Origin of the sequence: Microbacterium sp. B35-30 (assembly GCF_010634855.1) — a bacterium.
Classification (GTDB): Bacteria; Actinomycetota; Actinomycetes; order Actinomycetales; family Microbacteriaceae; genus Microbacterium.
Genome location: NZ_MWLQ01000006.1, coordinates 33870 through 59565, shown reverse-complemented (window position 1 = coordinate 59565; position 25696 = coordinate 33870). Strand labels below are relative to the sequence as shown.

Genomic DNA, 25696 nt, shown 5'->3' with positions numbered 1-25696 from the left:
GCCGAGGCGCTGCCGTCTCGGCGATCTGCGGGCTCTACGGCACCGCCGTGTAGGTGAGCGTCAGTGTCGGGCGATACGACGCGTTGGCGGCCTCTCGCGACCAGATCCGCACGTTGTCCGTCCCCGCTGTGCTCGACATCCGCATCGTGATCGTCTGACCCGACAGCCCTGCGAGATCGGCTGCCCGGATGACCACGGCGTAAGCGGTGTTGGTGGCGCCGGCACCCGCCAGCTGACCGATCACACCGGACGAGGTCTGCGTGATACGGCTGTTCCACGTCATGGTCGCCTCATCCCATGGCCCGGACATCAGGTGGAGCACATGGGTGTCCGCGGAGGCCGCGGTGGAGTCGGTGGACGTTCGCACCGACAGTGAGGCGGACGCCAGCTGCATCCCTGCCGGTGCGGCAGGAAGCGCGAACGACATGAACGACTCGATACCCGTGGTGAACCGGGACGACAGCTGGTTGGTCGTGCCGTACATCCCCGCGGCGTTGCTCGCGGCGACCATGGTGTCGGCGCTGGTCACGACTGCCTGCACGACGGGGGGCACGACCGGTGGAGTGATGGTCGCCGAGACGGCGGACGAAGCCGCGCTCACGTTGCCGGCGGCATCCCGCGCGGTCACCCGGTAATACCAGGTGCCCGTCGGACGCCCGCTGTCGGTGTACGAGGGGTTGGTGACGTCGGACAGCCGGGACGACGAGTCGGCCGTGAAGTCCGCAGCCGTCCCGCGGTAGACCGTGTAGCCGGTCACACCGCTGTCGTCGGTGGATGCGCTCCAGGTGAGCCCGACGTCGGCGTTGCCCGTGACAGACGCACTGAGACCCGTCGGCACCGAAGGCGCCTCCGTGTCGGGGCCGGCGACGGGTGTGAAGGTGAGCTTCACGGACGGACGGTATGTCGCCGACGTCGCTTCCGCCGACCAGAGCCGGAGGTTGTCAGCGCCCGCGCTCGACATCCGGAGGGTCACGGTCTGGCCGAGGGCCGATGCGAGAGGGCCCGTGGTCAGCGCGGCGGTGTAGGCGGTGTTGGTGGCCGTCGCGCCGGTGAGACTGCCCAGGACCCCCGATGTGGCGGTCAGCGGGCGGTTGTTCCAGGTCACTGTGGCCTCCGTCCACGCTCCGGACATCAGACGGAACTCGTGCGTGCCCACGGAGGCCGCCGTGCCGTCGGTCGACGTGCGGACCGAGAGGACGGCGCCCGTGAGAGCGGTGCCCGCGGGAGCCGCCGGAAGCGGGACGGCGAGGAACGACTCGATCGCACCGCCGGTGCCGCGCGACGAAAGTTGATTCGACGTGCCGTAGAGCGTCGTCGGGGACGACTGCGCGACCATGGCGTCGTCGGTGATCGGCACCGTGATCTCGACCGGGGTGCCGCCGTTGGCGAGGATGGTCGCGTAGACGCTCGCAGACGCCGCGCTCACGTTGTTCTCCGCGTCCCGCGCCGTCACCTTGTAGTACCAGACGCCCGCTGTCCGGCCGTTGTCCGTGTACGACGGCGTCGTCACGTCGGCGATCTTCGAGGAGGCGTCCGGCGCGAAGCCCGCACTCGTCCCCCGGTACACGGTGTAGCCGGTCACGCCGACGTCGTCCGCCGCGGGCGACCAGGTGACGGTCACGTTCGCGTTGCCGGCGACGGAGGTCGCGAGCCCGGTCGGCACCGTCGGCGCCTGCGTGTCCGGGCCGGAGGCGGGCGTGAAAGTCAGCCGCAACGATGGCCGGTACGCCGTCGACGCCTCCGCGGACCACAGGCGGATGTTGTCGCTGTTCGTGCCCGACATGCGGAGGGTCACCGTCTGCCCCAGGAAGGACGACAGTCCGTCGGCGCCGAGGCTGACGGTGTAGGCGGCGTTGAGCGCTGTCGCACCCGTGAGAGCGCCCAGCACGCCGGTCGCGGTCGTGGTCGGACGGTTGTTCCAGTTGACGGCGCCCTCCGTCCAGGCGCCTGTCACCAGGCGGAACTGAGGAGAGTCCGTCGTCGCGGCGGTGCTGTCGTTCGATGTGCGGACCGACAGCACGGCGCTCGTCAGCACCGTGCCTGCCGGCGCGGCCGGCAGCTGCAGTCGGATGAACGACTCGATCGTTCCGTTGGTGCCCCGCGCCGACAGCTGGTTCGACGAGCCGTACAGGGTCGTCGGGGCCGCCTGCGCGACCATCGCGTCCTCGGTGGGCGTGAGGGTCACCTCGACCGCCTGCGAAGGCGGCTGGATGGTCACCGACGCGGACGATGGAGCGCTGACGTTGCCTGCGGCATCCTGTGCGGTCACTTTGTAGTGCCACGTGCCGGCGGCACGCCCCGTATCCACGTGACCCGGCGTCGTGACCTCCGCGATCCGGCTGCCGGCGCTCGGCGTGAAGTCCGCGACGAGGCTCCGGTACAGCACGTAGGAGGTGACGCCGCGGTCATCGGTCGAGGCGTTCCACGAGAGCGTCACGGTGGTTCCGCTGGACAGCGTCGCCGTGAAGCCGCCGGGTGAGCTCGGGGCGGTCACATCCGGCGGGACGATCGTCAGCGTCGCGGTGTCCGAGGGCTGACTGACGTTGCCGGCCGCATCTCGCGCGACGACGCGATAGTAGTGTGCGCCCGCGGAGAGTCCGCTCTCGCTGAACGAGGTGCTGCCGACCGTGCCGACCAGCGTTCCGTCGGCGATGGCGAAGCCCGCGGCATCCCCCCTGTAGACCAGGTAGTCGATCACATCGACGTTGTCCGCGGACGGCGCCCACGTGACGGTCGCGCCATTCGCCCCCGCCTGCGTGGCAGCCGGGCTGGCGGGTGCCGTCGGGGCGTCGATGTCGGTGACGAGGAGCTGCCTGGGCGCCGACGGGAGGCTCTCGTTCTCGGCGCCGTCGACCGCGGTCACGCGGTAGTAGTAGGTACCCAGCGCGGGAGCGTCCTCGAGGTACGAGGTCGTCGCCGTGGTCGCGACGAACGAGTCGGCGTCGGGGGTGAAGTCGGCCGACGTACCCCGGTAGACGCGGTACTCCAGCACGCCGGTGTTGTCGGCGGATGCCGTCCACGACACGGCCACGCCGCCGGAGCCGTGGGTGGCGGTGAGCCCGGACGGCGTGCTCGGGGACGCGACGTCCTGTACACCGAGCGCGTAATGGCGGGCGATCTCGTTGGCACTCAGGCCGCCGTTGTACACGGCGAACTCGTCCAGCGCCCCGCGGAAGTAGAAGTTCGAGGTCGCGCCGGGCCAGCTGCTGAGGTTGCCGCCGCCGATCCGCCAGTACCCGCTCGCCGTATCCGCGCCGGTGACGCTGCTCTGGGCGACGAGCACGCCGTCGACGTAGAGCTTCCGGCCGGAGGGGTCCAGGACCCCCACCGCGCTGTGCCACGTGCCGTCGGCGTAGCCGAGCGGACTGCTCACGACTGCCGCGGAACCGGCCCATGAGCCGAAGACGAGATTGCCGCCCGCGGTCATGTACAGGTGCTTGTCGTAGTTCGTGCCGTTGCCGGTCTGTGCGTTCTCGAATCCGAACAGCTTGCCGCCGGCGGTCGTCGTGTTGAACCAGATCTCAGCCGTGAAGGCCGCCGGGGGCGTGATCGTGGCCTGCGTGGCGACCGTGCCCTGCTGCGTGCCGGGGGTCGTCACCGCCGTGTCGCCGGGGATGATGCCCGGCTGACCCTTGGTGACGCCGGTCCGGTACGTCCCGGGGTAGGTGCCGAAGCGGCCGGCGTCGGCAGCAGTGGTGCCCGATGCTTCGCCGAGGCGCCAGTAGAGCGTCGGGTCTGTGACGAAGACGCGTGTGCCGTAGGCATCCGCGGGAGCGTGGTTGAGATCGAGTTCTCGGCCCGCCGCCTCGTAGTGGTCGGCCACGTCGCCCGCGCCGAGTGCCGACGAGTAGACGGCGGTCTCGTCGATCGTGCCCGCGAAGAAGTTGCTCGTCGGACGGTTCGGCCAGCCGGAGAGGTTGTCTCCGCCGACGTGCCACACCCCGTAGTAGGACTGGGCGGCCGCGTTCGAGTTCTGCGCCACGCGGACTCCGTCGACATACAGCGCCATACCCCCCGCGCCCTGCGTGCCCACGACGTGGTGCCACGACCCGTCGTTCAGCGCGCCGAGCGAGGTCAGGGTCACAGTCGAGCCGGTGTAGGCGCCGAAGACCACCCGGCCCGTATTGGTCATGTAGAGGTGCCGGTCGTAACTGCCGCTGAGCACCGTCGCCCCGCTGTCGGTGCGCGGGCGACCGCTTCCGAATCCGACGATCTTGCCGCCTCGAGTGGTCGTCGTCCTGATCCACGTCTCGACGCTGTACGTCGTCGGCGCCGGGGCCAGTCCCTGGTGCCAGACGTAGTCATCGCCTCCGTCGAAGCCGAGTGATCCGCTCGGGTCGCCGGTGACGGGTGTGTCGGCCGAGTTCGCCGCGCCGTTCTCGAGCAGGCCCCCTTGGCGGCTGGTGTTCGTCGTCGCCGCGGAGCCGTCCTGCAACCACGAGCCCGAGGTGTTCCCCTGCCAGTAGATCGCCGGCGCGTCGGAACGGACGGATGCCGCGTAATCGGCCTCCGGTGCGACCGCGGTGGCGGTCGCCACCTGCGAGAGCACCGAGCTGTTCGTGCCGTCTGTCGCTCGCACACGGTAGGTGTAGGTCTCCCCCGCGACCACATCGGTGTCGACGAACGTCACCTGCGGGCGATTCCACCACACCGAAGACGCGGCACCGCTCCAGATCGGGCTCGACGAGTTGTTGCGGAAGACCTGGTACGTGAGGTTCGAGTCGTCGTCGTCCACCGAGGTGCGGATCCGGACGTCGATCGACCCGCTGCTCTGAGCGACCGCCGACACCGTCGGCGCCGGCGGATTGCCGGTGTCGGTGGTCCCGAAGCGCGTCAGGTGGTCCTGCGGCGCACCGTTGATCGTCGTGAAGTCACCGCCGCTCCACATGAACTGCTGCCCGGTCGACCTGCCGGTCGCGATGACGAGCGCGCGCGGGCCGATGTTCTCGCCGATGCCGTCGTTCGATTTGGGGTCCCACGCGAAATGCGAGCCGTCGGCCGCGCTCTGCGCGAGGAAGTAGTGACGCGTGCCGTCCTGCTGCGCATTCACCGACCCGCAGTCGTGGCCGTGGCTCACGGAGTAGAGGGTCGTCTGATACTGCACTGTCATCTGAGTGGCGCCGAGGCACGTGTCGCGCCACAGCTGGTCGCCCGTCGCCCACGAGAACGCCGCGCGTCCGTCGAAGACTCCGCCGCCGGTGCCCTCGTTCGAGATGTAGAACCTGCCGTCGTCGGCGCTGAAGATGTGCTTGGTCACCGAGTTGTTCGCGATGAACCCGGCCGGATAGGTGCGGATGTTCGCACCTGTCACCGCGTCGACGATCGCGATCGAGTGCGAGGACGCGCCGTTGACCGAGAAGAAGTCTCCGCCGATCGCGACCTTGGCGCCGTCGGGCGAGACGCCGATCCCTCGGCCGATGTCGTCGACGTTGGCCGTCCACGGAAGCAGAGCGCCGGTCGTGACGTCCACCGCGGCGAACCGCTGGCGCGCCTCACCGCCCACGGTGAGGAACATGCCGCCGAAGTACATCGTCGTCCCCTTCACGGCGATCGTGTGCACGATCGAGGAGATGCTGGGGAGGCGGAGGCCGGTGACGGTGCACGTGCGAACGTCGATCTGCGCGATGCGACCCGTGGACACCCCTCCGACGTTCGAGAAGTTGCCGCCGATGAACACCGTGTTGCCGTCGGGCGCTGCGGTGGCCGCATAGACCGCCGGCGTTCCGCCGGCCAGTGAGAGACTCAGCTGGCAGCCGTCGGGGTCGCCTGTCTCGGCGTCGAGGATCGCGAGGGCGTTCACGGCGACCGGCGAACCCGAACCTCCGTCAGGAGGACGCAGCTCGCTGAACGTGCCCCCCGCCACGACCTTGCCGGCCGACTGCGCGAGCGCATACACCGTTCCGTCGGTCTGCCACGTCGGCAGGTCGTCGGCGCTGAACTGAACGCCGGGCGACAGAGCCGCGGCCGGTTCAGGCGGCGTGACCGCGACGAGGCCGACGACCAGCGCCGAGGCTACGACGACACCTGCCCAGACACGTGAGACCATTGGTCACACCCCCACTGCCCACAGGCGTAGCCGTGGGCCCTCCCAGATGCACCGCCGGGTTCCCAGTCGTCGAGTTCGGACGCTTCCCAGGCGCGTCTCTCGGCATTCGGGACGATGCTAGGCACACTGTACGCCTCCGTTCGGGCTTTGTCTCCAGGGAATCTGCGGTGCAGCATCCGGCGCGTGATGAGGCCTGCGCCTCCGCCGAAACGCAGAGCGGGTGCGCTCGTTCGAACGGTCTATTCCGCACGACGCGCTTGCGTTGTATGGTGTGCGCGAGAACGTCCCTCGCCGGTAGGTGAGGGACGCTGGCGGCCGTCGAACCCGAAACCGACGGCCGAACACACCGCGTTCCTCGCCGCCAGGTGAGGGACGCTGACGGCCGTCGAACCCGAAACCGACGGCCGAATGGACCGCGCTGGGGAGCGCTCTCCGGGATGCGTCGTGACGATGTCGTCGCGCGTCCGCTGGGAGGAAAGATGGCTGGGGAATGGCGTCTCGGCGCCCGATCACGTGTATCGACGTCGCCGGAGACTGCGACACCGGTGCGAACCGCGGCGACGGATGCGACCATCTCGGCGGGGGGTGCGACGAGGCGTCGAACCGCGCGGCGGGTGCTCTTCGTCGGCATCAACTACGCACCCGAACCGACGGGCATCGCGCCGTATACGGAGGGCATGGCGTGCGCCCTGGCGGCGCGCGGATGGGGAGTCGGGGTCATCACCACGCATCCGCACTATCCATGGTGGAAGGTCCAGGACGGCTACGGCGGCTGGACTCGCACCGAGACGCGGGATCTGGTCGACGTCACGCGACTGCGCCACTACGTGCCTCGACGCCACACCATGGTCGATCGGGCGCTCTCGGAGTTGACCTTCGGGCTCAGAGCCACCCTCGCCCGGTGGCACCGCCCGGATGCCGTGGTCCTCGTCAGCCCCGCGATGATCTCGTCCCGGCTGGCCGGCGTCCGCGCCGCACTGACGGGCATACCGACGATCGTGTGGGTACAGGACATCTATACGCTCGGCGCGCGGGAGACGGGTGCCGTGTCGCATGGCGCGGCGGGGATCGCCGCGCTCGAGCGCGGGCTGGTGAACTCCGCCGACCGGGTCGTGGCGATCCATGACCGATTCCGCAGGGTGCTCCAGGAGGACCTGTCGGTGGCCACGCCCGTGGACGTCGTGCGGAACTGGTCGCACGTGAGGACGGACGGCACCGGACGAGACAGCGTGCTTCGCCGTGAGCTCGGCTGGGCGGACGATGACGTCATCGTCCTGCATGCGGGCAACATCGGAGCGAAGCAGGGGCTCGAGAACGTCGTCCATGCCTCCCTCGAAGCCGCTCGCCGCGGATCCCATGTGAAGTTCGTCCTGCTGGGCGACGGGAACCAGCGCCCCGCCCTCGAGGCGATGGACGCCTGCTCTCGACTGCAGTTCCTCGATCCGCTGCCCGACGGCGCCTTCGAGCGTGCGCTCGCCTCGGCCGACATCCTCCTCGTCAACGAGCGGCCGGGTCTCACCGAGATGGCCGTCCCGAGCAAGCTGACGACGTACTTCGCCACAGGGCTTCCGGTGATCGCGGCGGTCGACCCATCCAGCATCACGCACGACGAGGTCTGCGCCGCCGGAGCCGGCCCGTGCGTCCCTGCGGGCGACCCGGGCGCACTGGTCGACGCCGCCGAGCGGCTCGCGGCTGATCCCGCGGCCGCGCGGGCGTTCGGCCTCGCGGCAGAGAGCTATCGGGATGTGCATCTCGGCGTCGACACCGCGGTCGCCTCCTTCGAGGCGACGATCGAGGCTGCGATGGTGTCGGGCCGCCGCGCGTCGGCCGGCGCGCTCACCGGTTCGCGGAGCCGCAGACACCGCCCGGTCTTCCACCACTGACTGCGGATGGACCCGGACGCGGCATCCTTCACCGGCCGCCGCCCGTGAGAGCGGACGGCGGCCGGGCCGGCGGCGGAGGGCGCGCTCCGCCGTCGGCCTCTCCCCCGCTCAGGGTGTCGTGTACGTGAGCGTGAGGGTGGGCCGATAATCCGGTGACGTCGCCTCACGCGACCACAGCCGCACGTTGTCGCTGCCGGCCGCACTGGACAGTCGCAGCGTGATCGATGTGCCGGCGAGCGGTCCGAGGTCGGCAGCGGAGAGGTTGGCGATGTACGGGCTGTTCAGCGCCGTCGCTCCCGTGAGCTGCCCGAGGACCGCCGTCCCGACGGTGGTCGGACGGTTGTTCCAGGTGATCGTGCCCTCCTGCCACGTGCCGCTGACAAGCCGGAACTCGTGGATGTCGGTCGATCCGGCTGTCGAATCGTTGGACGTCCGCAGCGAGATCGTCGCCGAGGTGAGCACCTGCCCGGCCGGCGCCGCCGGCAGGTCGAACCGCAGGAAGGACTCGATCGTCGTGTTGAAGCGCGACGATATCTGGTTGGTGACCCCATAGGCGAACGTCGGGTTGATGGCCGCGGCCATCGAGTCGGCGGTCGTCACGATCGTCTGCGTCGTGGGTGGAGCGGGTGGAGTGGTCACCGTGGCGCTCGCGGCGGCCGAGGCCGCGCTCACGTTGGACGATCCATCCCTCGCGGCCACCTCGTAGAACCACGTGCCCTGCGGTCGAGCGCTGTCGGTGAAGGTCGTCTCCACCACGTCGCCGATCCGAGAAGCGTCGTTCGCAGTGAAGCCCGCCGTCGTGCCTCGGTAGACGAGGTACCCGGTGACGCCGACGTTGTCCGTCGAGGCACTCCAGTTCAGGGTGACGTTGTTGGCGCCTTCGACGGCGGCCGTCAGTCCCCCGGGCACGCTCGGCGGCGTGCTGTCGGGAGCCACGATGACAACGGATGCCGCGCTCGACGCACCGGAGACGTTCCCGGCGGCGTCGCGAGCGGTGACCTTGTAGTACCACGTGCCCTCGGAGAGCGGCGCGTCGTGATACGAGGTGCCGACGATGTTCGGCTGGATGAGCGTCTCCATGCTCGGCACGAACCCGGCATCCGACCCTCGGTAGAGGGCGTACCCTGTCACCCCGGCGTTGTCGGTCGAGGCCGTCCACGAGACGTCGGCCGCCTGTCCCGCCGCCACGGCGTTCACTCCCGTCGGGACGCTCGGCGCCACACCGTCGACGACGGTGACGGGAGCGGAGGCCGCGGAGGCCGCGCTCGCGTTGTTGGCGCCGTCGAAGGCGACGACCTTGTAATAGAAGGTGCCAGGAGGCGGTGCGATGTCTTCGAACGTCGTGCCGGCGACCGTCCCACGGAGAGTGTCGGCCGCGGGGGTGAACCCGGCGGCCGTCCCGCGATAGACCCGGTAACCCGCGACGCCGACGTTGTCGGTCGAGGCGGTCCATGTCACGTCGACGTTTGCTCCGTCGAACGACGCGGCAACACCTTGAGGCGTGCTCGGAACCAGCGTGTCGACGAAGCCCGTGCCGACGTTGAAGTGGTTCTGCACCTGCTGTGGCGACAGCGCCTGGTAGTACACCGCCGTCTCGTCCAGCTGACCGTCGAAGTAGCGGTTGACCAAGGTGTTGCCCGCACTCGGGTAGCCGTTGAGGCTGTCGCCGCCCACGTGCCACGTGCCGTTGTACGTGCCGCTGCCCGTCGTGGCGTTCTGCGCCTGGAGGACACCGTCGACGTACAGTTGCATGCCGCCCGGACCCTGGGTGCCGATCACGTGGTGCCACTGGCCGTCGTTGACCGCCGCGAGGCTCCGCAGCGTGGTCGTGCCGAAGCCGGCGCGCACGCCGAACCGGAGGAACCCGGTCCCGTTCTCCATGTACACGACGCGATCGACCGTGCCGCTGACGCGATCCGTGCCGTCGTCCGTACGAGGACGACCCGTCGAAGACCCGTAGTTGGCAAGCGCCCCACCCGTGGTCGACGTCGTGCGGAACCACGTCTCCACCGAGTACACGGTCGGTCCGGGCGCGATGACATCGTTCCAGATGTACTGAGGAAGCCCGCTCGGCTGTGTGTCGGTGAACGTCGCACTACGGCTGACGTCGTTGGGGATCGCACCGGCGGCGGTGCGGTTCACACCGTTCTGCGCGAGGCCGTTGAGCCCGACGAGCGTCGGGCCGGCGCTGTCCACGACCCACTGGGCGTTCGCCGTGTCGTCGTAGCGGTAGAAGAGCCGCGGCTGATCCGCGATGACCGTGGAGGCGTAGACGGAGCCTGTCGCCGATGCCGTCACCGTCGCCGTCCCCGACAGTGCGCTTTGGTTGTTCGCCCGGTCGATCGCCCGCACACGATAGGTGTAGCTCGTTCCGGGTGTGACGTTCGTGTCGACGAACGTCGACTGGAAGCGATACCAGTGCTTCGACTGCGCCACTCCGGTCCAGACGGGGGTCGTCGTGTTGTTCCCGCGGTAGACGGCGTACGTGATGTCCGAGTCATCCGGATCATAGACGCCGCGGATATTGACCTGGACGGCGTTCGGCGTGATGGCGCGTGCGGCGAGCGCCGGGACCGGCGGGGCGCCGGTATCCGTCGGACTGAACCGCGTCACCCCCTGCTGGTTGGCGCCGTTGACGCGGGTGAACTCGCCGCCGACCCACAAGTACGGCGTGCCGTTCGTGCCCGCACCGATCGCGATCGAGCGCGGGCCGATGCCCTCGCCGGTGCCGTCGTTCAGCTCCGGAAGCCAGCCGATCTGCAGCTGCGTCGGGTCAGTGGCGCGGCTCACCGAGAGGAACGTGCGTCGGCCGTCGGGGAACATCCCCATCGCCCCGCAGTCATGGCGATGGTGCGCCTCGAACAGCAGGCCCTGGTAGGGCACGATGGCCTGCGTGGCGCCGGCGCAATTGTCGCGCCATGCCTGGCTGTAATCGGACCAGTTGTAGGCGAGAGCGCCGTCGAACCCGGCGAATCCCTCCTGCGCCACGAAGAAGCGCGTGCCGTCGGAGCTGATCATCTTCGTCCGCGAGGTGTTGCCGACCGTGCTGGCCGGCCACGTCCGCACCACCGCTCCCGTCGTCGAATCCACGACGGCGAAGCTGTGAGACGCCGATCCGTTGATGTCGAACCAGTCCCCCCCGATCGCGAGCCTGGTGCCGTCCGGGGAGAGCTGGAGCGCATCCCCGCGTGCATTCTTGTTGGGCACGACGATGTTGCTGTACAGCTCCTCCGTCACGCCGGAGGCGTTGGCGACGAACTGCGTCTGCAGGACACCGGCTCGATTGACCTTCGCGAAGCTGCGCCTTGACTGCCCGCCGACCGTCTGGAAGACGCCGCCGAAGTAGACGAACTCGTTGGAGGGCTCGATCTCGAGCACGTAGCTCGAGATGCCGTTCACGCGGAACGGTGTGACGGCGCAGGTGGCGACATTGATCTCCGCGAGCCGGCTCACCGCGACGCCGCCGACGCTCGTGAACTGGCCGCCGATGAAGACCGTATTGCCGTCGGGTGCCGCCTTCACCGCGTACACCGCGGCCGTACCGCCGCTGAAGGCGACCGGCAGCTGACATGCGTCCGGCTCCCCTGTCGCGGCGTTCAGAATGGCCAGGCTCTGCAGACTTCTCGCAGCGCCCGCCTGTCCTGCGCCCGGGCGGATCTGGCTGAAGGTTCCCCCGACCACCGCCCTGCCGCGGGATATCGCCACCTGCCAGACGACGCCGTTCGTCTGCCACGTCGGCAGCGCATCGGCGCTGAACGGTAGATCAGGCGAGAGGGCCTTCGCCTCTTCGGCAGGTGGTACAGCGATCAATCCGATCACGAGCGCCGCAACAGCGGCGAGGCTCGCGAAAATGCGAGTACGCACGTCAACCCCGATTCCCAGAATTCGAGACCGGTGCCGCACCTCCCCAGTGGATCACCGGTTGCCCACAGGCTCCCGTCCGCGGGCACACGTGCTGTCGCTGCGATTTCGGCATCATCGTCGGGTGCAACTTGCCAGTACGCTTGACCGTGGAGTTTACACGACGACGCGTCAGGCGGCAGGGTGGATTCCGATACTCGTGCCAGACGGTGCGGGGACAGTGGGGGAAATGTCCGGCCTGAGCTTTCGCGAAGCCATGGATTCCTTGTCGAGCTCGCAGAAGAGCCGAGTGGGAGTCTCGCTGTATTCGCGGTACATCAACCGTCCCGTCGGACGGCTCCTTGCGGCGACAGCCGCTTCCACCGGGGTCTCCCCCAACGGCGTGACCGCCGTCTCGGCGCTCTTCACCGCCGTGGGCCTGATCGTGCTGGTGCTGAGCCCCGCCGGCTGGATCACCGGTCTGGCTGTCGCGGTCCTCCTGGTGCTCGGATTCGCCCTGGACTCCGCGGACGGGCAGGTCGCGCGATTGACCGGGCGCGGCAGCCTCGCAGGCGAATGGCTCGACCACGTCGTCGATTCCGGCAAGATGGTCGCCGTCCACGCCGCGGTGCTCGTCGCGGCAGCGACGCAAGGGCTCCTGACGGGGCCGTGGCTGCTGATCCCGCTGGCCTACATGCTCGTCGCGGTCGTGCTCTTCTCGGGAATGACGATCTTCGAGCTGCTCCGCCGCACTCGGCCACACTCCGCCGAGCCGCCGAGGTCACCCTCGGCGATCCGCGCGGTCGGCTTGCTCCCCGCCGACTACGGGGTCCTCGCCCTCGCCTTCCTCCTGTGGGGGGCATCGCAGATCTTCTTCGTCGTCTATGCCGCCCTCGGAGGCTTGACCGCTCTCATCACGGTGGCTCTGCTCTTCAAGTGGTTCAGGGTGCTGAAGCGCACGAGCTGACCGACGGAGAGGCTACGGCGCCTCCCGTGTGTCCCGTCGGTAGTAGAACAGCGCGACGGGGAGGAACAGGAGCGGTGCCGAGATCGCGTTCGCGGCGAAACCGAGCACGAGACTCCACTCGTCGCCGCCGAGCCCGTAGCCGATCAGGAACCCCGCTGTCGTGGCCGCGGCGATGCCGATGCGGACCAGAGTCACCGCGGATTGGTGATCGAGCACGCGCAGCACGATGCCGTGGATGCCCGCCCACCCCGTGAGGATCGTCGACGCGCCGATCAGGACGAGGCCGAGCAGGAGGTCCGCGCGTTCGACACCCGCGGGAGCCCAGCCGGTGAACCAGACGACGCCGACGAGGAACGCGACACCGGCGGTCGCGAGGAGCCCGAGCCGGATGCTGGCGCGCCAGCCGCGTGCGATGATCGCCGACGCCTGCCGGTAGTCGACATGCGTGGCACCGTCGGCGACGATGTTCGTCGTCGTCGCCGCGAACGCCAGATTCAGCGGTCCGAGCAGGGTCTGCGCGAGCCGGACTCCGCCGATGAGGTCGTTCGCGCCGGCGCCGGCGAGCACGAAGAGGGGCACCGAGACGATGAACTGCCCGACGACGAAGTCGAGCGTCTGCCAGGCAGCGGAGGACCGGTAGCTGCGGTAGGGGTAGACCCCCACGCGCAGCGGGACCTGCGGGAGCACCACGGCAGCCGCGATCGCGCACGACACACCGATCGCGAGCATGAACGACAGCGGCGTGGCGGCGAGGACCGGCAGCGCCGTCGCCGAGACGAGGGTCACGCGCACGGCGTCGCCGGCTGCGACGGCCCATCGGCGGCTCGAGCCGATGGCGCGATATCGGACCCAGTCGTAGAACACCGGAACGGCGCCGGCCACACCGATGATCACGGCCTCGCCGGCAGCGGCCCCGCCCGAGCTGATCGCGATCGCCCCCACCGCGAGAGCCGACAGCGATGAGGCGACGAGCATGTACCGCGCGGGCACGAGCGCATGCGCGTCGACTCGCTGGAAGATGAGCGCCGGCTGGAAGAGTGCCGCCCGGGATCCCGCGACGGCGAGCGCACCGGCCAGCGTGATGATCGAGAACGAGGTGAACGCTGCTGGATCCATGCGGACCGCAGCGATCAGCATGGGCAGCGCCCCTGCGGCGCTCGAGAGGATCTGCGCGACGGTCAGCGGACGGGGGAGCCGCGCACGGGGGCTCATCTCGCCGCCGCTCGAACCGCGGCTTCGAGGTTGGCGCCGACGGCCTCGACACTGAATCGTTCCGGCGGCGCTGCCGCGATCGCCAGCTGCTCCGCGAGGTGCGCGTCGTCCCGAAGGAAGGTCGCAAGCGCCTCGGCGAGCGCTCGCGGGTCCACGGGATCGACCGCGACGGCGGCAGCTCCCGACGCGATGATCTCCTCGGCGGCGCCGTCCCGCGTCGACAGCACCACGGGACGCCGCGCGTTGACGGCCTCGAAGCCCGCGAGCGAGCGGTAGTCCCCCTGCGTCGGACAGATGACGACGTGCGCGCGAGCGTAGTCCGCAGCCACCTCGTCGTGCGCCCTTCGCCCGTGGAAGTGGACCCTCTCGACCAGCCCCAGGTCGACGACCTGCCGTTCGAGCGCCGCGCGCTCAGGTCCGTCCCCGACGACATCCAGCGTCCACTCGCGTCCGAGCTCGGGGAGGACGGCGAGGGCGGCCAGGAGGAGGTGGAGCCCCTTCCTGCGCTGAAGGCTGTTCAGGAACAGGAAGCGCACGGGGCCGCCGTCGTCGAAAGCCGGCGGCGGATCCTCCGCCGGCTGGGACGTGAGATACGGCCCGACGCGCAACCGCCCGGCGCGGATGCCCAGGCGCTCCCGCGCGTACCGCGCGGTCCGCTCGTTGCTCACCAGCACGATGTGCGACCGACGCGCGAAGATCCGCTTCACCATCGTGGCGAGTCGGCCCTCCGCGCCGCCGCGGAACGACGGCTCGGATTCGATCAGCTGCACCACCCGACGTCGCCGGAGGTGCGCCGTGGCGGCCGAGACGAGTGCCGTGGGAGTGAACTCGACGACGATGACGACATCGGTCGGACGCCGCAGCATCCGCCAGACTGCCCGGGGCGTCGGCACGCGGATGTTGCCCGTGTACGTGAACCCCCCCACCCGGCGGTCGCGTCCGCGCACCCAGAAGCGCAGGTCCGGGGCGAGCGGAAGCTCCGGGTATCGCTCGAGAGGATAGCCCTCTCTCACGAGGACGGCGGCATCCGGGAATCTTCGGGCGAACTGCCCGAGGACCTCGCGGAAGTAGGCCAGATCGTCGCCGAACCCGAACGCGCCGCTCACCCACACCGCTCGCAGTCGATCGGACCCTGTCACCCGACCCTCCCTCGACGGTGTGATCGACCGCGACAGCAGTGAGCGGTCCGCGAGGTGCGTGCGAGTGATCATAGCGGCTGGCCTGCGGAAATCACGCGTGGCTAGGATGTCGCCCATGGGGGGACGACGCAGTCTTGCCGGTTTCACGGGCGCCGGCTACGACAAGGGGCGCGGCATCGCCTGGCAGGCGGCATGGCAGCTCGCCTCCAGCCTCCTCGTGATGCCCTGGTTCGTGCCGGCCACGGTTCGCGTCAGGGTACTGAGAGCTTTCGGCGCCCGCATCGGCGAGGGCGTGAACCTCCGTTCCGGCGTTCGCGTCCACTGGCCGTGGAAGCTCACGATCGGCGACGACTCGTGGATCGGCGAACGCGTGTGGATCCTCAATCTCGAGCCTGTGACGATCGGCGATGACGTCTGCATCTCACAGGGCGTCTTCCTCTGCACAGGCAGCCACGACCGACGCTCCCCGACGTTCGAGTTCGACAACGCCCCGATCACGATCGAGGACGGGGCGTGGATCGCGGCGCGGGCGACGGTCCTGCGCGGCGTGAGGGTGGGTCGGGATGCCGTCGTCGGCGCTACGGCGCTGGTCACATCGGACGTGCCGCCGGAATCCGTCGTCCTCGCCCCGCGCGCATCCGTCCGCGACCCGGTGGAGCCGACCGCGTGAAGATCCTCGGTGTGGTCACGCTGCTGAGCCCGTCGGGCGAGTACGGCGGGCCGACCCGGGTCGCGGTCAATCAGCTCCGCGCACTCCAGGACCGCGGGCATCAGGTGGTGCTCGCCGGGACGCACCGCGGGTTCGAGGGGAACGTCCCGACCGAGATCGAGGGCGTGCCGGTCAAGCTCTTTCCCGCCCGCACCCTCCTGCCCCGGACCGGGTTCGCGGGGCTCGGCTCCCCGGAGCTGTGGAGAGCCGTCCACCGCCATGCCCGGGAGTTCGACGTCGTGCACGTGCACGCTGCGCGCGACCTCGTGACGCTTCCTTCGGCGCTCATCGCGCTCCGGCGCGCGGTGCCGATCGTCGTGCAGACGCACGGCATGATCGATGAGACGAGCCATCTGCTGGCCGTTCCCCTCGATCTGGCGCTGACCCGGCCCGTGCTGCGACGGGCCCGGATCGTTACCTACCTGACCTCGCGGGAGCGCGCGTCGTTGGAGGTCGTCTCGCACGGGGAGGCTCGCCTGGAAGAGCTGCCCAACGGGGTTCCGCTCGAGGCAGCGGCAGCAGCGGCAGGCCCGGCGAGGGTGCTCTACCTTGCCCGCCTCGCATCCCGCAAGCACCCGGTCGTGTTCGTCGAGGCCGCGGCGCGCGTGGCATCCGAGTTCCCCGACGCCGACTTCGCGCTCGTCGGACCGGATGAGGGCGAGGGTGCGTCGGTACTGAGCGCGATCGCCTCTTCCGGAGCGGCCGATCGCATCGCGTGGGAGGGTCCCGTCGGCATGAGTGGCGCGGCGGAGCGGATGCGGCAGGCCACGCTGTACGTTCTGCCGAGTGTCGACGAGCCTTACCCGATGTCGGTGCTGGAGGCGATGTCGGTCGGACTGCCGGTCGTCGTCACCGACACCTGCGGACTGGCTCCGTTCGTCCGTGAGCACGACGCGGGCATCGTGACGGACCACACCGTCGAGAGCCTCGCCGCTGCGCTGCGGACCCTGGTCGCGGATCCGGAGCGCGCCGCTGCCATGGGCGCACGGGGTCGGGATGCCGTGCGCTCAGAGCGCAGCATGGCTGTCATCGCCGAGCGTCTCGAGCGTCTCTACCGGTAGGAGCAGCGGGCCCTCACGGAGGCTCCGGCGCACTGCGGATCGACGCCGGGGGTGATCCCGTGACGGCCGCATCCGGCGTGGGCTGTGGTGGTGGGCCGGGGTCGGGACCTGCCTCGGCGGGTCCCCGGCTACCGACGACCACCAAGATGCAGAGGACGGTGAGGAACAGTGCACCGGTCGCCTGCAGCAGCGATCCGCGCAAGAGGATCGTCATGAATACGGGGAGGATGGCGCCGACGATCGCCCAGACCCCACCGACTCGGAGGGCCGGCACGATCCGGCTGTCCATCACCCGAAGCACCAGTCCGAGGAGAAGGAAGCCGACCACGACGGCGATGATGCCGCCGTTCACCAGCGCCTCGGCCCATGTCGGCGCCGACAGATTGTCGAAGGTGTATCCCCGGTACTCGGCCAGGAGGATGCCCGTATCGGTGGGCTTGTTCGGCCAGAGGGCACGAGGGACCCAGAAAAGGGCGCTGCCGGCGAACTGGTTCATCGGTGCGACGAGACCGTCCACCCAGTAGGACAGCGCATTGGCGACCTGCCAGAACGCGTCGTAATCCGGATTGGACAGGTACTCGTCGAAGAACCCGGACCGGGTGCCTGTCGCGGCACCCACGCGGCGGAATGCATCGGCGATCGGGAAGACGAGCAGGAATCCGGCGATCGCCGCGAGCATCGTGATCCGCGCCCGTCGGCGCGTCCGGACGGCACCGGCGTAGACCGCCAGGGCGAACACGACGGTCCCGAAGGAGTACCTCGCACTCGTGATCGGATTGACGATGAGGAGGAGGATCGCCGCTCCCGTGAGAGCTCCGACCAGCGCCAGCCGACGACTCTGGGCGCTGCTCGCGGTGCGACGCAGCTGGGCCATCGCGCCGACCGCGACCAGCATCGGGTAGATCCCGCTCGCGAAGACGAGGCTTCGGACTGCGGGGTCCGGCCAGGCGGCGGCACGCGCCGCGGCCGCCGCATCCCGGCTTCCGAGCAGGGCGATCGCACCGAGCCTCCACAGGACATAGCCGCTCAGGGCGAGGGAGATGACGAAGAGCGCGACGGTGCGCCAGCTGCTGACCGAACGCACGACGAGTGGCCGCCCCGCCGTCCGACGACGCCCCTCCCGCAGCATGAACAGCAGGCGTCCCACCTCGTAGCAGAAGACGCCGAGCACGACGACCCCCGTCGTCGGCATGTCGAGCCCGGTGTCGACTCCGGGCGTCGTCGTCGACGTGAGTCCGGACAGGATCTGGGCGGTCGGAGCGATGCCCATGAAGATGTAGACGAACAGCCAGAAGAAGAAGTCGAACAGCCTCGGCGTTCCGCGCACCCAGAGCAGCGAGAGGCGGATGCCGGCCCAGACCAGGAGTACGAGGGTGACGACCCAGGCGTCACTGCGCGGCAGGTCCGAGACATCAGCGATCAGGAATGCCGGGATTCCGACCGACAGGACCGCCAGGGATGTGACGAGGAGGAGGATGCGCAACCCTCGTCGGAGCTCCTCGTCCCCTGCCGCATCGGGAGCGCGGTAGGCGACTCGCGTGCCGTAGGATCCCTCGCGGCGCGGGCGGGAATGCGACAGCTGATCGGTTCGCGTCATCGGCGCCGTCCACGAGGATTTCGGAAGGGCTGAGCGCTCAGTCCGAGAGATATAGCATTATAAGGGGATTGGGGAGAATTTCGGTTCGTTCTGCCCCTCGGCGTGATCGGACGAGGGTATGGATACCAGAAGTCTGCTGCGGCTCATCCGCCATCACTGGGCGGTCGTCGTATCGTGCATACTGCTCGGCGTGCTCGCGGGGTGGCTGCTGGTCGTGTCCACTCCCCGCGAGTACACCGCGAGCGCGGACGTGTTCGTCACCGTCACCGGCGGAGCGAGCACCGGGGAGCTCGCGCAATCGTCGAACTTCTCGCAGCTGCAGGCTCGCAATTTCAGCGCGGTCGCAACCCGCGAGGTGGTGCTCGCCCCCGTCATCGATTCCCTCGATCTCGACGTCACGATCTCGCAACTGCGCCGGCAGGTCTCCACGTCGGTGCCCTTGAACACGAGTGTCATCACCATCTCGGCGACGGACGAGTCGCCCGCTCGGGCGGCCGCCATCGCCAACTCGGTGTCGAAGTTCCTCGCGGAGGTCGTTCCGTCACTCACGCCGCGTGTGGACGGCCAGTCCCCCGTCCGGCTGCAGGTGATCGAGTCGGCGAAACCTCCGACGGCGCCGTCGTCACCCAATGTCCCCCTGCTGATGCTCACGGGTCTGCTCGCCGGCCTCGTCGCCGCGACGGTCTTCGTCGTGCTCCGAGGCGTCGTCGATGCCCGCGTCCGCGACAAGGAGCAGGTCGCGGAGCTCACCGGGCTGCCGGTGCTGGGGGTCATCTCGTTCGACCGCCGCGCGCAGCGGGATCCCATCGCCGTCATCAAGACCGGGTCCCGCCGCGGCGAGGAGTACCGGCAGCTGCGCGCCAATCTGCGATTCCTCCAGCCCGGCGAAGTCCACAAGGTCTTCTCGATCACGTCGGCGCGCCCGGGCGAGGGCAAGAGCGCAACGGCGGCCAACATCGCCGCGGCGCTCGCCGCGTCGGGTCTCGCGGTCTGCCTCGTGGAGGCCGACCTGCGCCGACCGACTCTGGGCGGCCTGCTCGATCTTCCGGAGTACTCCGGGTTCACCGACGTGCTCACCGGCGACGTCGCGCTGGAGGACGCGATCGTGAGCTGGGGCCCCGACGACCTCAAAGTCCTCCTCGCCGGTTCCCGGCCGCCCAACCCGAGCGAACTGCTGGAGTCGACCACGGCGAGCGCGGCACTGCAGCGGATCCGCGAACGCTTCGATGTGACCATCATCGACTGCCCGCCCATCAATCCCGTGCCGGACGGTGCCGTGGTGGCGCGATTGCTCGGCGGCGTCATCCTGGTCATCGGCGCCCGCGTGCTCCGCGTGCGTGAACTGCGTCGCGCGCTGGACCGGTTGACCTCCCTGGGAACATCGGTCGAGGGGGCCGTGTTCAACATGTCCCGGACACGAGAAGACCGCCGCTACGACTACGCGCCCGCCAAGGCGCCGGTGCGCCCGACCGAGGAAGACGTCGCGAACGCACCGTCGGAGGCGCCACCGAGTACCGTCGCCTCAGACGGTAGCCCCGTCATCGGCACGACAGCCCCACCGCGGAGGTCGGCTGATCTGCATCCCGGCGAGCACGAGCCGGCCGTCCCGGCCGTCCCGGCCGTCCCAGGCGACCGGCCGGCGGCCGAAGGGTCCGATCAGCGGGCGGGAAGGCGCCGCTCGGCGTCGTCTGCCCACTTCCCCCCGCTCAGCGCGGTCGAATCGCAACGCGAGACCTGACGCGATGAGCGACGGGCGGGGGTCGATCCTCTTCGTCTGCACGGGAAACGTGTGCCGGTCTCCGTACCTCGAGTGGGGGCTGCGGGCAGCCCTCGCGTCCGCGGATGGTCCGGTCATCCGGCTGACGTCAGCGGGTGTCGCGCCGCTCATCGGCCACCCCATGAGCAGCTATCTGCTCGAGCGCCTCCAGAACAGGGGAATCGACGCGTCGGAATTCCGGGCGCGGGCGCTGACGGAGGGGATGGTGGCACGGGCCGACGTCGTGCTCACCGCGTCACGGGAGCATCGGGGACTCATCGTCCGGCACATGCCGTCCACGGCGACGCGGACGTTCACCGTCCTGCAGTTCGCGCGTCTCCTGCGCGACCGCCCTTCATCGGGGAACGGGGGTGCAGACCTGCCTGCTCTGGTGACCTTCGCCCAGCAGTCGCGTGGCCTGGCGGGTGCCTCGACGGAGCATGACGACATCGAGGATCCGTGGAAGCACTCGCGCCGGGTCTATGCAAGGAGCGCGGGAAAGATGGACGAGGTGCTCGAGGAGATCCTCGAGCACCTCGTCCCGCGATGAACCGCCGGTCTTACCAGCTGCTGACCGCGTAGTACTGCAGGTCCTGCACGTACGGCGTCGAAACGACCTGGTGCGGGGAGGTGACGGACTCCGCCGTCACACCCGACCGGACGATCTTCGCCGACACGGTGCCCAGCTTCAGCGGCACGGTGTAGGCGGAGACTCCCGCCGGCGCCGAGAAGCTCGTGGTCGTACCGCCGACGGTGATCTGCACCGTCGCCGCGGAAGGCAGCCACACGAGGGCCTCGACCGTGTCGCGCGCCGGCGTCGAGGTGCCGTCGAGCGCAGGGGCGCCCATCAGCGACTGGGAGTACGACGGCCTCGCATCCACGAACTGCGTGCGGTGGGTGAGCACGATGGCATCCGATGTGATCGCCGGCTGCGAGCCCGTGTGGAACCACGAGGTGTAGTACCGCGTCAGATCCAGGAACGCCGAGCCGTGGTCCTGGGACGGCGCGATCTGAGTCGACTCGCTGTAGTCGTTCCAGGTCACGAGCTGCACGTAGTCGGCCTTCTGAGAGATCGCCCTGTTCCACTGCGCTCGCACGGAGGCGGTGTTGTTCGCCTCAGCCCACGACAGCGACCTGTAGCGGACGTCCTGGACCGCGACCGGCGCCATCCACGTCTTGCCGAGGGCGTGGGCACGTGCCACGTTGTCCGCGCTGTTCAGCGTCGTGCGCTCCGTACGCGTGCCCCAGTTGCCGAAGCCGTCGGCGATGGGCGCGTAGGCCTTGAGGTTGGCGTCGCTCGCGTTGTTGAACACGGCCTGGAACGAGATGGGGAGCCCGTACTTGGTCTCCAGCAGGTTGATGACCTGTGTCCACCACGAGACCGAAGCGCCTTCCGCCTTGAAGCTGGACAGCACGTACTCGCCGTCCTCCTTGTAGGCGGAGCCGACCTGGTAGAGCTGGCTGAGCAGCGAGGCTGCCGTCTCGGGAGTGTTCGAGGAGAAGCTCGAGGAACCGTCGACCATCGGCACGACAGCGAACCCGCCGACCTGCGCGGCTGCCTTCATGACGTTGACGGAGGCATCCCAGTTCTGGCCGCTCGAGCTCATCAGGTTGAGCGTGAAGCCGTCGATGCCGGCGGACTTGGCCTGCCGGACCTCCGTGGCGAAGTTGTCCACTCGCCAGTTCGTCGAGGTCGACACTCCGGGCGAGATCGGTCGGTCGCGCAGCAGACCACCCACGGATGCGAACTTGCCGCTCTCGCCATCCGGGCTGAGGTAGTTGCGGGTGTAGTAGTCGGTCGACTCGGTCTTGTTGTCGATCGACAGCGGATACGGCACGAAGTAGTGCGCGAAGACGAGCGGGCCGTCGGCGGGGGTCTCAGCAGGCGTCGTCGGGGAAGGCGTGGGCGTGGGCGTCGTGGACACCGGCGCGGTGCTCACCTCGATGCGCGGTACGTCGCTGTTGAAGCGCTCCATCCGAAGCTGAATGTACCGCTGGCTGTAGTTCAGTGCCAGCGCGAAGTCACCGGTGGTGGCGACGGAGCGGACGTCGAGCGGGATGCGGAGCGTCTGCCCGTTCGCCGCGGCCGCACTGGGCTGCGAGACCGCGGATCCCGTAGTGCCCGGCTGGTTGTCGTGGGTCAGCGAGGTGGACTTCCACGAGGCGGAGGTGGGGTAGGCGACGAGTCCGGGCGCGGTGGCCGTGGTGCTGTTCACCTTCACCACGAGCGTCGCGGACGTGACCTGGCGTCCCGCGAGCGCGTCGCCGTCGAACTTGAGGTAGGTGCGGTCGGAGGTCGCGGTCGCGCTCAGCAGACCGGACTGGGGCACGGTCGGCTGGCGTGTCGTCGTCCAGGCCGTGTCAGTGGCGGTGAGGACGACCTGATCCGCAGCGGTGGCGGTGTCCGCGCCCGTGGTGAGCGGGATGATCGCGCCCGCCACCATCGCGGCGATGACGAAGCCGCCCAGTGCCTTCACGCGGCGCGCGAGGCCGCGAGGCTGGGCCGTTGCGGGCTGGTCTCTGAGGCGGTGACGTGGGGATGTTCGGAGTTTCGGGGCATGGCGAAATGTCACGGGTGACTCTTGTCCTTCGTGGTTGATCGGGGCGGGCTGCGCTACGACCCCCATCGCGGCGCGATCCCCCAGACGAATACGTCACGTTAGCCGCGGGACGGGTGCCGCTCCTAATCGAGAGCGCGTATATTAGGCGATTCTCAGAAACCAGCGCCACGGCGACACGGCAGATGTCGCGAGATCGTTACCGATTTTCGGTAGGATCTCCTCGTCGGCCGGTACCCGAACCAGGCCGGGTCTGTCTCCGGGGGACAGCCATGCGAATGCTCGGTAGAGATGTCGGCGGAATGCCGCTGTGGGCGCTCACGCTCGTGGTCGTCGCCGTCATCGTCATCGCCGCGTTCCTGGGCGGTGGAGGCGCCGCGCGCGGCAAGATTCCGCAGTACACGCCTCCTGGTGATGCCGCGACCCCGACGATCCCCGCGCCCATGCCGCAGGCCGTCTTCATCGGCGACTCCTACACGCAGGGAGCGGGTGGCGGCGGTGTTCGATGGCCGACCCTGGTCGGGGACACGCACGGATGGGACGTCGACAACCTTGGCCTGGGGGGAACGGGCTACGTCAAGACCTCTGACGAGAACGGCTGCGGGCGCCCGTACTGCGGGACGTACGGCCAGACGATCGACGAGATCATCGGCTCGCCGACGTACATCGTCGTCGCCGGAGGGCGCAACGACGTCGGGCTCCCGACAGCCGATGTCGCCGCTGCCGCCGACGCGCTGTTCGGCCAGCTCCGCGACCGTTACCCGGACGCCAAGATCTTCGTGATGGCTCCCTGGTTCGACGACGATCCACCGCCGCGGCTGGCGGGCGAGCTCGCCCAGGCGCTCCAAGCGGCGGCGCTCGAGAATCATGTCGTCTATCTCGACTCCGGCCAACCGCTGTTCGGCAGGGCCGACCTCGTCTCCGCAGACGGGGTGCACCCCAACGCGGCGGGCTATCAGGCTCTCGCGGCAGCGGTCACGGCGGTCCTCGATCCTCAACTGGCGCCCTAGCCATTCACACCTAGGCGGTGATCGCCCCATCCACGCGGCGCGCACCGCGGAGGCTCGGCTCTGTCGGTGCGGTCAGGTCTGCTGTAGGGTTCGGCGTACAGACCCGGTGTGTGGGACATCGCGGGATTCACATGGGGGAATCATGGCTGTACGCATCGGCTATGCCGCTGGGGCATTCGACCTCTTTCACGTCGGACACCTCAACATCCTTCGGCATGCCAAGGAGAACTGCGACTTCCTCATCGCGGGTGTCGTCAGCGACGAGATGCTCCGGCTCGTGAAGCAGGTCGATCCGATCATCCCGACCGCCGAACGCGTCGAGATCGTCCGGAGCATCACGTACGTCGACAGCGTCCATATCGAGAACGTTCCAGACAAGCTCGAGACGTGGCGACAGCTGCACTTCACCCACTTCTTCAAGGGCGACGACTGGCGCGGCACCGAAAAGGGCGCCCAGTTGGAGCGGGAGTTCGCCGAGGTGGGCGTCGAGGTCGTCTATTTCCCCTACACGGTGCACACATCCAGCACCGCGCTGCGTCACGCCCTCGAGCTCATGGCAACGTTGCATGCCCATGACGAGGTGCTCCCCGGTGGGCTCGCCGTCTCGCATGGCTGAGCAGCGGGCACGACCGGCGGACCGGAGCCGCGGCATTCGCTGTTCTACAGCTCGCCGGGCTGCATGACCTCCTGGTCGATCTCCTCGACGAGACGGCGCGCACGTGACGGCTCGACACCGGGCTTGCGGGGCGCGTAGACGACGAGGGAGTGGAACAGGAAGCGCACGAAGAACGCCAGCACGAGGGTGATCGCCGTCGCCACCACGGCGGAGATGTGGCCGGTCGACACCATCACCGCCACGATCGGGATGCGCACCAGCGCCTCGGCATTGTTGAACGCGAACGACTTGCCGAAGCGCTGCCAGACACCCGACGCGCTCTCGCGCATGTCGTCGAAGACGAAGCGCTCCTGCAGGAGGAAGTTGCCGATGATCGTCACCTCGGCGGCGATGATGGCGGCGATGATGTAGTCCACCCCGAGCTGGGTGAGCGCCCACACGATCGCGACGTTCGCGACCGCGCCGAGACCGCCGATCACCGCGAACAGCGACATCTTGCCGAAGCGCAGCGCGGTGAGCTGGGTGAGGAAGTGCAGGCCCTGCCGTACCGACGCCTTCGACTCGCCGGCGTGGCGGTCGGCGAAGTCGAACGGCACCTCGGCGACGCGCATCGGCCGGCGCGCGAGGATCTCGAGCAGGATCTTGAAGCCGCGCGGCCGCAGGAGCGCCTGGTCGACGCTGCGGCGGTCGATGAGGAAGAACCCTGTCATCGGGTCGGTCACATCGCGCAGCCGGATCGGGAACATCGCGCGGGTCACGGCCGTCGACGCCTTCGACACAATCACGCGCGTGCGATCGGCGAGGCCGTGCGCCGTGCCGCCGCCGGCGTAGCGCGAGGCGATGACGACGTCGACATCGCCTCGCGAGAAGACGCGCCACAGCTCGGGGATCTTCTCGGGCGGATGCTGCAGATCGCCGTCGATGACGAGGCACGCGTCCGACTCCGCCGCCGCGAAGCCCTCGAGCACGGCCCCGCCGAGCCCGCCGACGGCCTTCTCGCGGTGCAGCAGGCGCACCGGGAGCGGGGCTGACGCCGCCACCTCGCGGATCACGTCGGGCGTGGCATCCGTGCTGTCGTCCACGAAGACGATCTCGGCGTCGATGCCGCCCGGCACCGCCTCGAGCGCCGCGACGACACGGCGAACGAGCTCCGCCACGTTCGGAGCCTCGTTGTACGTCGGGACGATGATCGACAGCTGCATCGCCGCCATCCTGCCATGCACCGCTGAACGGCTTCCGAACTTCTGGCGACGGATGCCGCCGCCCGCCGCCCAAGATCCGTGCGACGCATCCTCGACACGC

At 69.2% G+C, this 25696-nt stretch carries 15 protein-coding genes; 8 read left to right on the top strand and 7 right to left on the bottom strand.

The window, feature by feature from the left end:
- Positions 1-34: 34 nt before the first annotated feature.
- The gene (locus B2K11_RS02720) at positions 35-6046 is read right to left on the bottom strand and encodes a DNRLRE domain-containing protein (RefSeq protein WP_163616606.1); all 6012 of its coding nucleotides are present in this window, start codon (positions 6044-6046) and stop codon (positions 35-37) included.
- 545 nt (positions 6047-6591) lie between these two features.
- Here B2K11_RS02720 and B2K11_RS02715 point away from each other — a divergent pair.
- Positions 6592-7929 carry a glycosyltransferase gene (locus B2K11_RS02715; protein ID WP_239525634.1) on the top strand — a complete coding sequence of 446 codons (1338 nt, stop codon included), beginning with the start codon at positions 6592-6594 and terminating at the stop codon, positions 7927-7929.
- Positions 7930-8037: 108 nt separating this feature from the next.
- On the opposite strand, the gene B2K11_RS02710 is transcribed toward B2K11_RS02715, so the two are convergent.
- Positions 8038-11793, bottom strand: coding sequence for a LamG-like jellyroll fold domain-containing protein (locus B2K11_RS02710; protein WP_163616602.1), 3756 nt, complete (start codon positions 11791-11793; stop codon positions 8038-8040).
- Between the two features lie 253 nt (positions 11794-12046).
- Between B2K11_RS02710 and B2K11_RS02705 the strand changes: the two genes are divergently transcribed.
- Positions 12047-12736 (top strand): CDP-alcohol phosphatidyltransferase family protein, encoded by a 690-nt coding sequence (locus B2K11_RS02705; protein WP_163616600.1) that lies wholly within the window; start codon positions 12047-12049, stop codon positions 12734-12736.
- Positions 12737-12748: 12 nt separating this feature from the next.
- Here the strand turns inward: B2K11_RS02705 and B2K11_RS02700 are convergent, their stop codons facing one another.
- Together B2K11_RS02700 and B2K11_RS02695 are read right to left on the bottom strand one after the other, a co-directional pair.
- Complete coding sequence (locus B2K11_RS02700) at positions 12749-13948, bottom strand: hypothetical protein (RefSeq protein WP_163616598.1); 1200 nt, start codon at positions 13946-13948, stop codon at positions 12749-12751.
- Positions 13945-15087, bottom strand: coding sequence for a glycosyltransferase family 4 protein (locus B2K11_RS02695; RefSeq protein ID WP_163616596.1), 1143 nt, complete (start codon positions 15085-15087; stop codon positions 13945-13947). The genes B2K11_RS02700 and B2K11_RS02695 overlap by 4 nt, the downstream gene beginning before the upstream one ends.
- A 115-nt stretch (positions 15088-15202) precedes the next feature.
- Between B2K11_RS02695 and B2K11_RS02690 the strand changes: the two genes are divergently transcribed.
- Both B2K11_RS02690 and B2K11_RS02685 read left to right on the top strand, forming a co-directional pair.
- Positions 15203-15757, top strand: coding sequence for a DapH/DapD/GlmU-related protein (locus B2K11_RS02690; protein WP_163616594.1), 555 nt, complete (start codon positions 15203-15205; stop codon positions 15755-15757).
- Positions 15754-16857 (top strand): glycosyltransferase, encoded by a 1104-nt coding sequence (locus B2K11_RS02685; protein ID WP_163616592.1) that lies wholly within the window; start codon positions 15754-15756, stop codon positions 16855-16857. Before B2K11_RS02690 ends, B2K11_RS02685 begins: the two co-directional genes overlap by 4 nt.
- A gap of 13 nt (positions 16858-16870) precedes the next feature.
- On the opposite strand, the gene B2K11_RS02680 is transcribed toward B2K11_RS02685, so the two are convergent.
- Positions 16871-18454: a hypothetical protein gene (locus B2K11_RS02680; RefSeq protein ID WP_163616590.1), complete on the bottom strand. Its 1584-nt coding sequence runs from the start codon at positions 18452-18454 to the stop codon at positions 16871-16873.
- 118 nt (positions 18455-18572) lie between these two features.
- Between B2K11_RS02680 and B2K11_RS02675 the strand changes: the two genes are divergently transcribed.
- Together B2K11_RS02675 and B2K11_RS02670 are read left to right on the top strand one after the other, a co-directional pair.
- A complete protein-coding gene (locus B2K11_RS02675) occupies positions 18573-20192 on the top strand; it encodes a polysaccharide biosynthesis tyrosine autokinase (RefSeq protein WP_163616588.1) in 1620 nt (539 codons plus the stop codon).
- 4 nt (positions 20193-20196) lie between these two features.
- Positions 20197-20760 carry a hypothetical protein gene (locus B2K11_RS02670; RefSeq protein ID WP_163616586.1) on the top strand — a complete coding sequence of 188 codons (564 nt, stop codon included), beginning with the start codon at positions 20197-20199 and terminating at the stop codon, positions 20758-20760.
- 10 nt (positions 20761-20770) lie between these two features.
- On the opposite strand, the gene B2K11_RS02665 is transcribed toward B2K11_RS02670, so the two are convergent.
- Positions 20771-22687, bottom strand: coding sequence for an endo-1,3-alpha-glucanase family glycosylhydrolase (locus B2K11_RS02665; protein WP_163616584.1), 1917 nt, complete (start codon positions 22685-22687; stop codon positions 20771-20773).
- 359 nt (positions 22688-23046) lie between these two features.
- Here B2K11_RS02665 and B2K11_RS02660 point away from each other — a divergent pair, with 359 nt between their 5' ends.
- Both B2K11_RS02660 and B2K11_RS02655 read left to right on the top strand, forming a co-directional pair.
- Positions 23047-23778 (top strand): SGNH/GDSL hydrolase family protein, encoded by a 732-nt coding sequence (locus tag B2K11_RS02660; RefSeq protein WP_163616582.1) that lies wholly within the window; start codon positions 23047-23049, stop codon positions 23776-23778.
- 142 nt (positions 23779-23920) lie between these two features.
- Positions 23921-24394, top strand: coding sequence for an adenylyltransferase/cytidyltransferase family protein (locus tag B2K11_RS02655; RefSeq protein ID WP_163616579.1), 474 nt, complete (start codon positions 23921-23923; stop codon positions 24392-24394).
- Positions 24395-24438: 44 nt separating this feature from the next.
- Here the strand turns inward: B2K11_RS02655 and B2K11_RS02650 are convergent, their stop codons facing one another.
- Positions 24439-25596, bottom strand: a complete 1158-nt coding sequence (locus tag B2K11_RS02650; protein ID WP_163616577.1) for a glycosyltransferase family 2 protein — start codon at positions 25594-25596, stop codon at positions 24439-24441.
- Between the last annotated feature and the right edge of the window lie 100 nt (positions 25597-25696).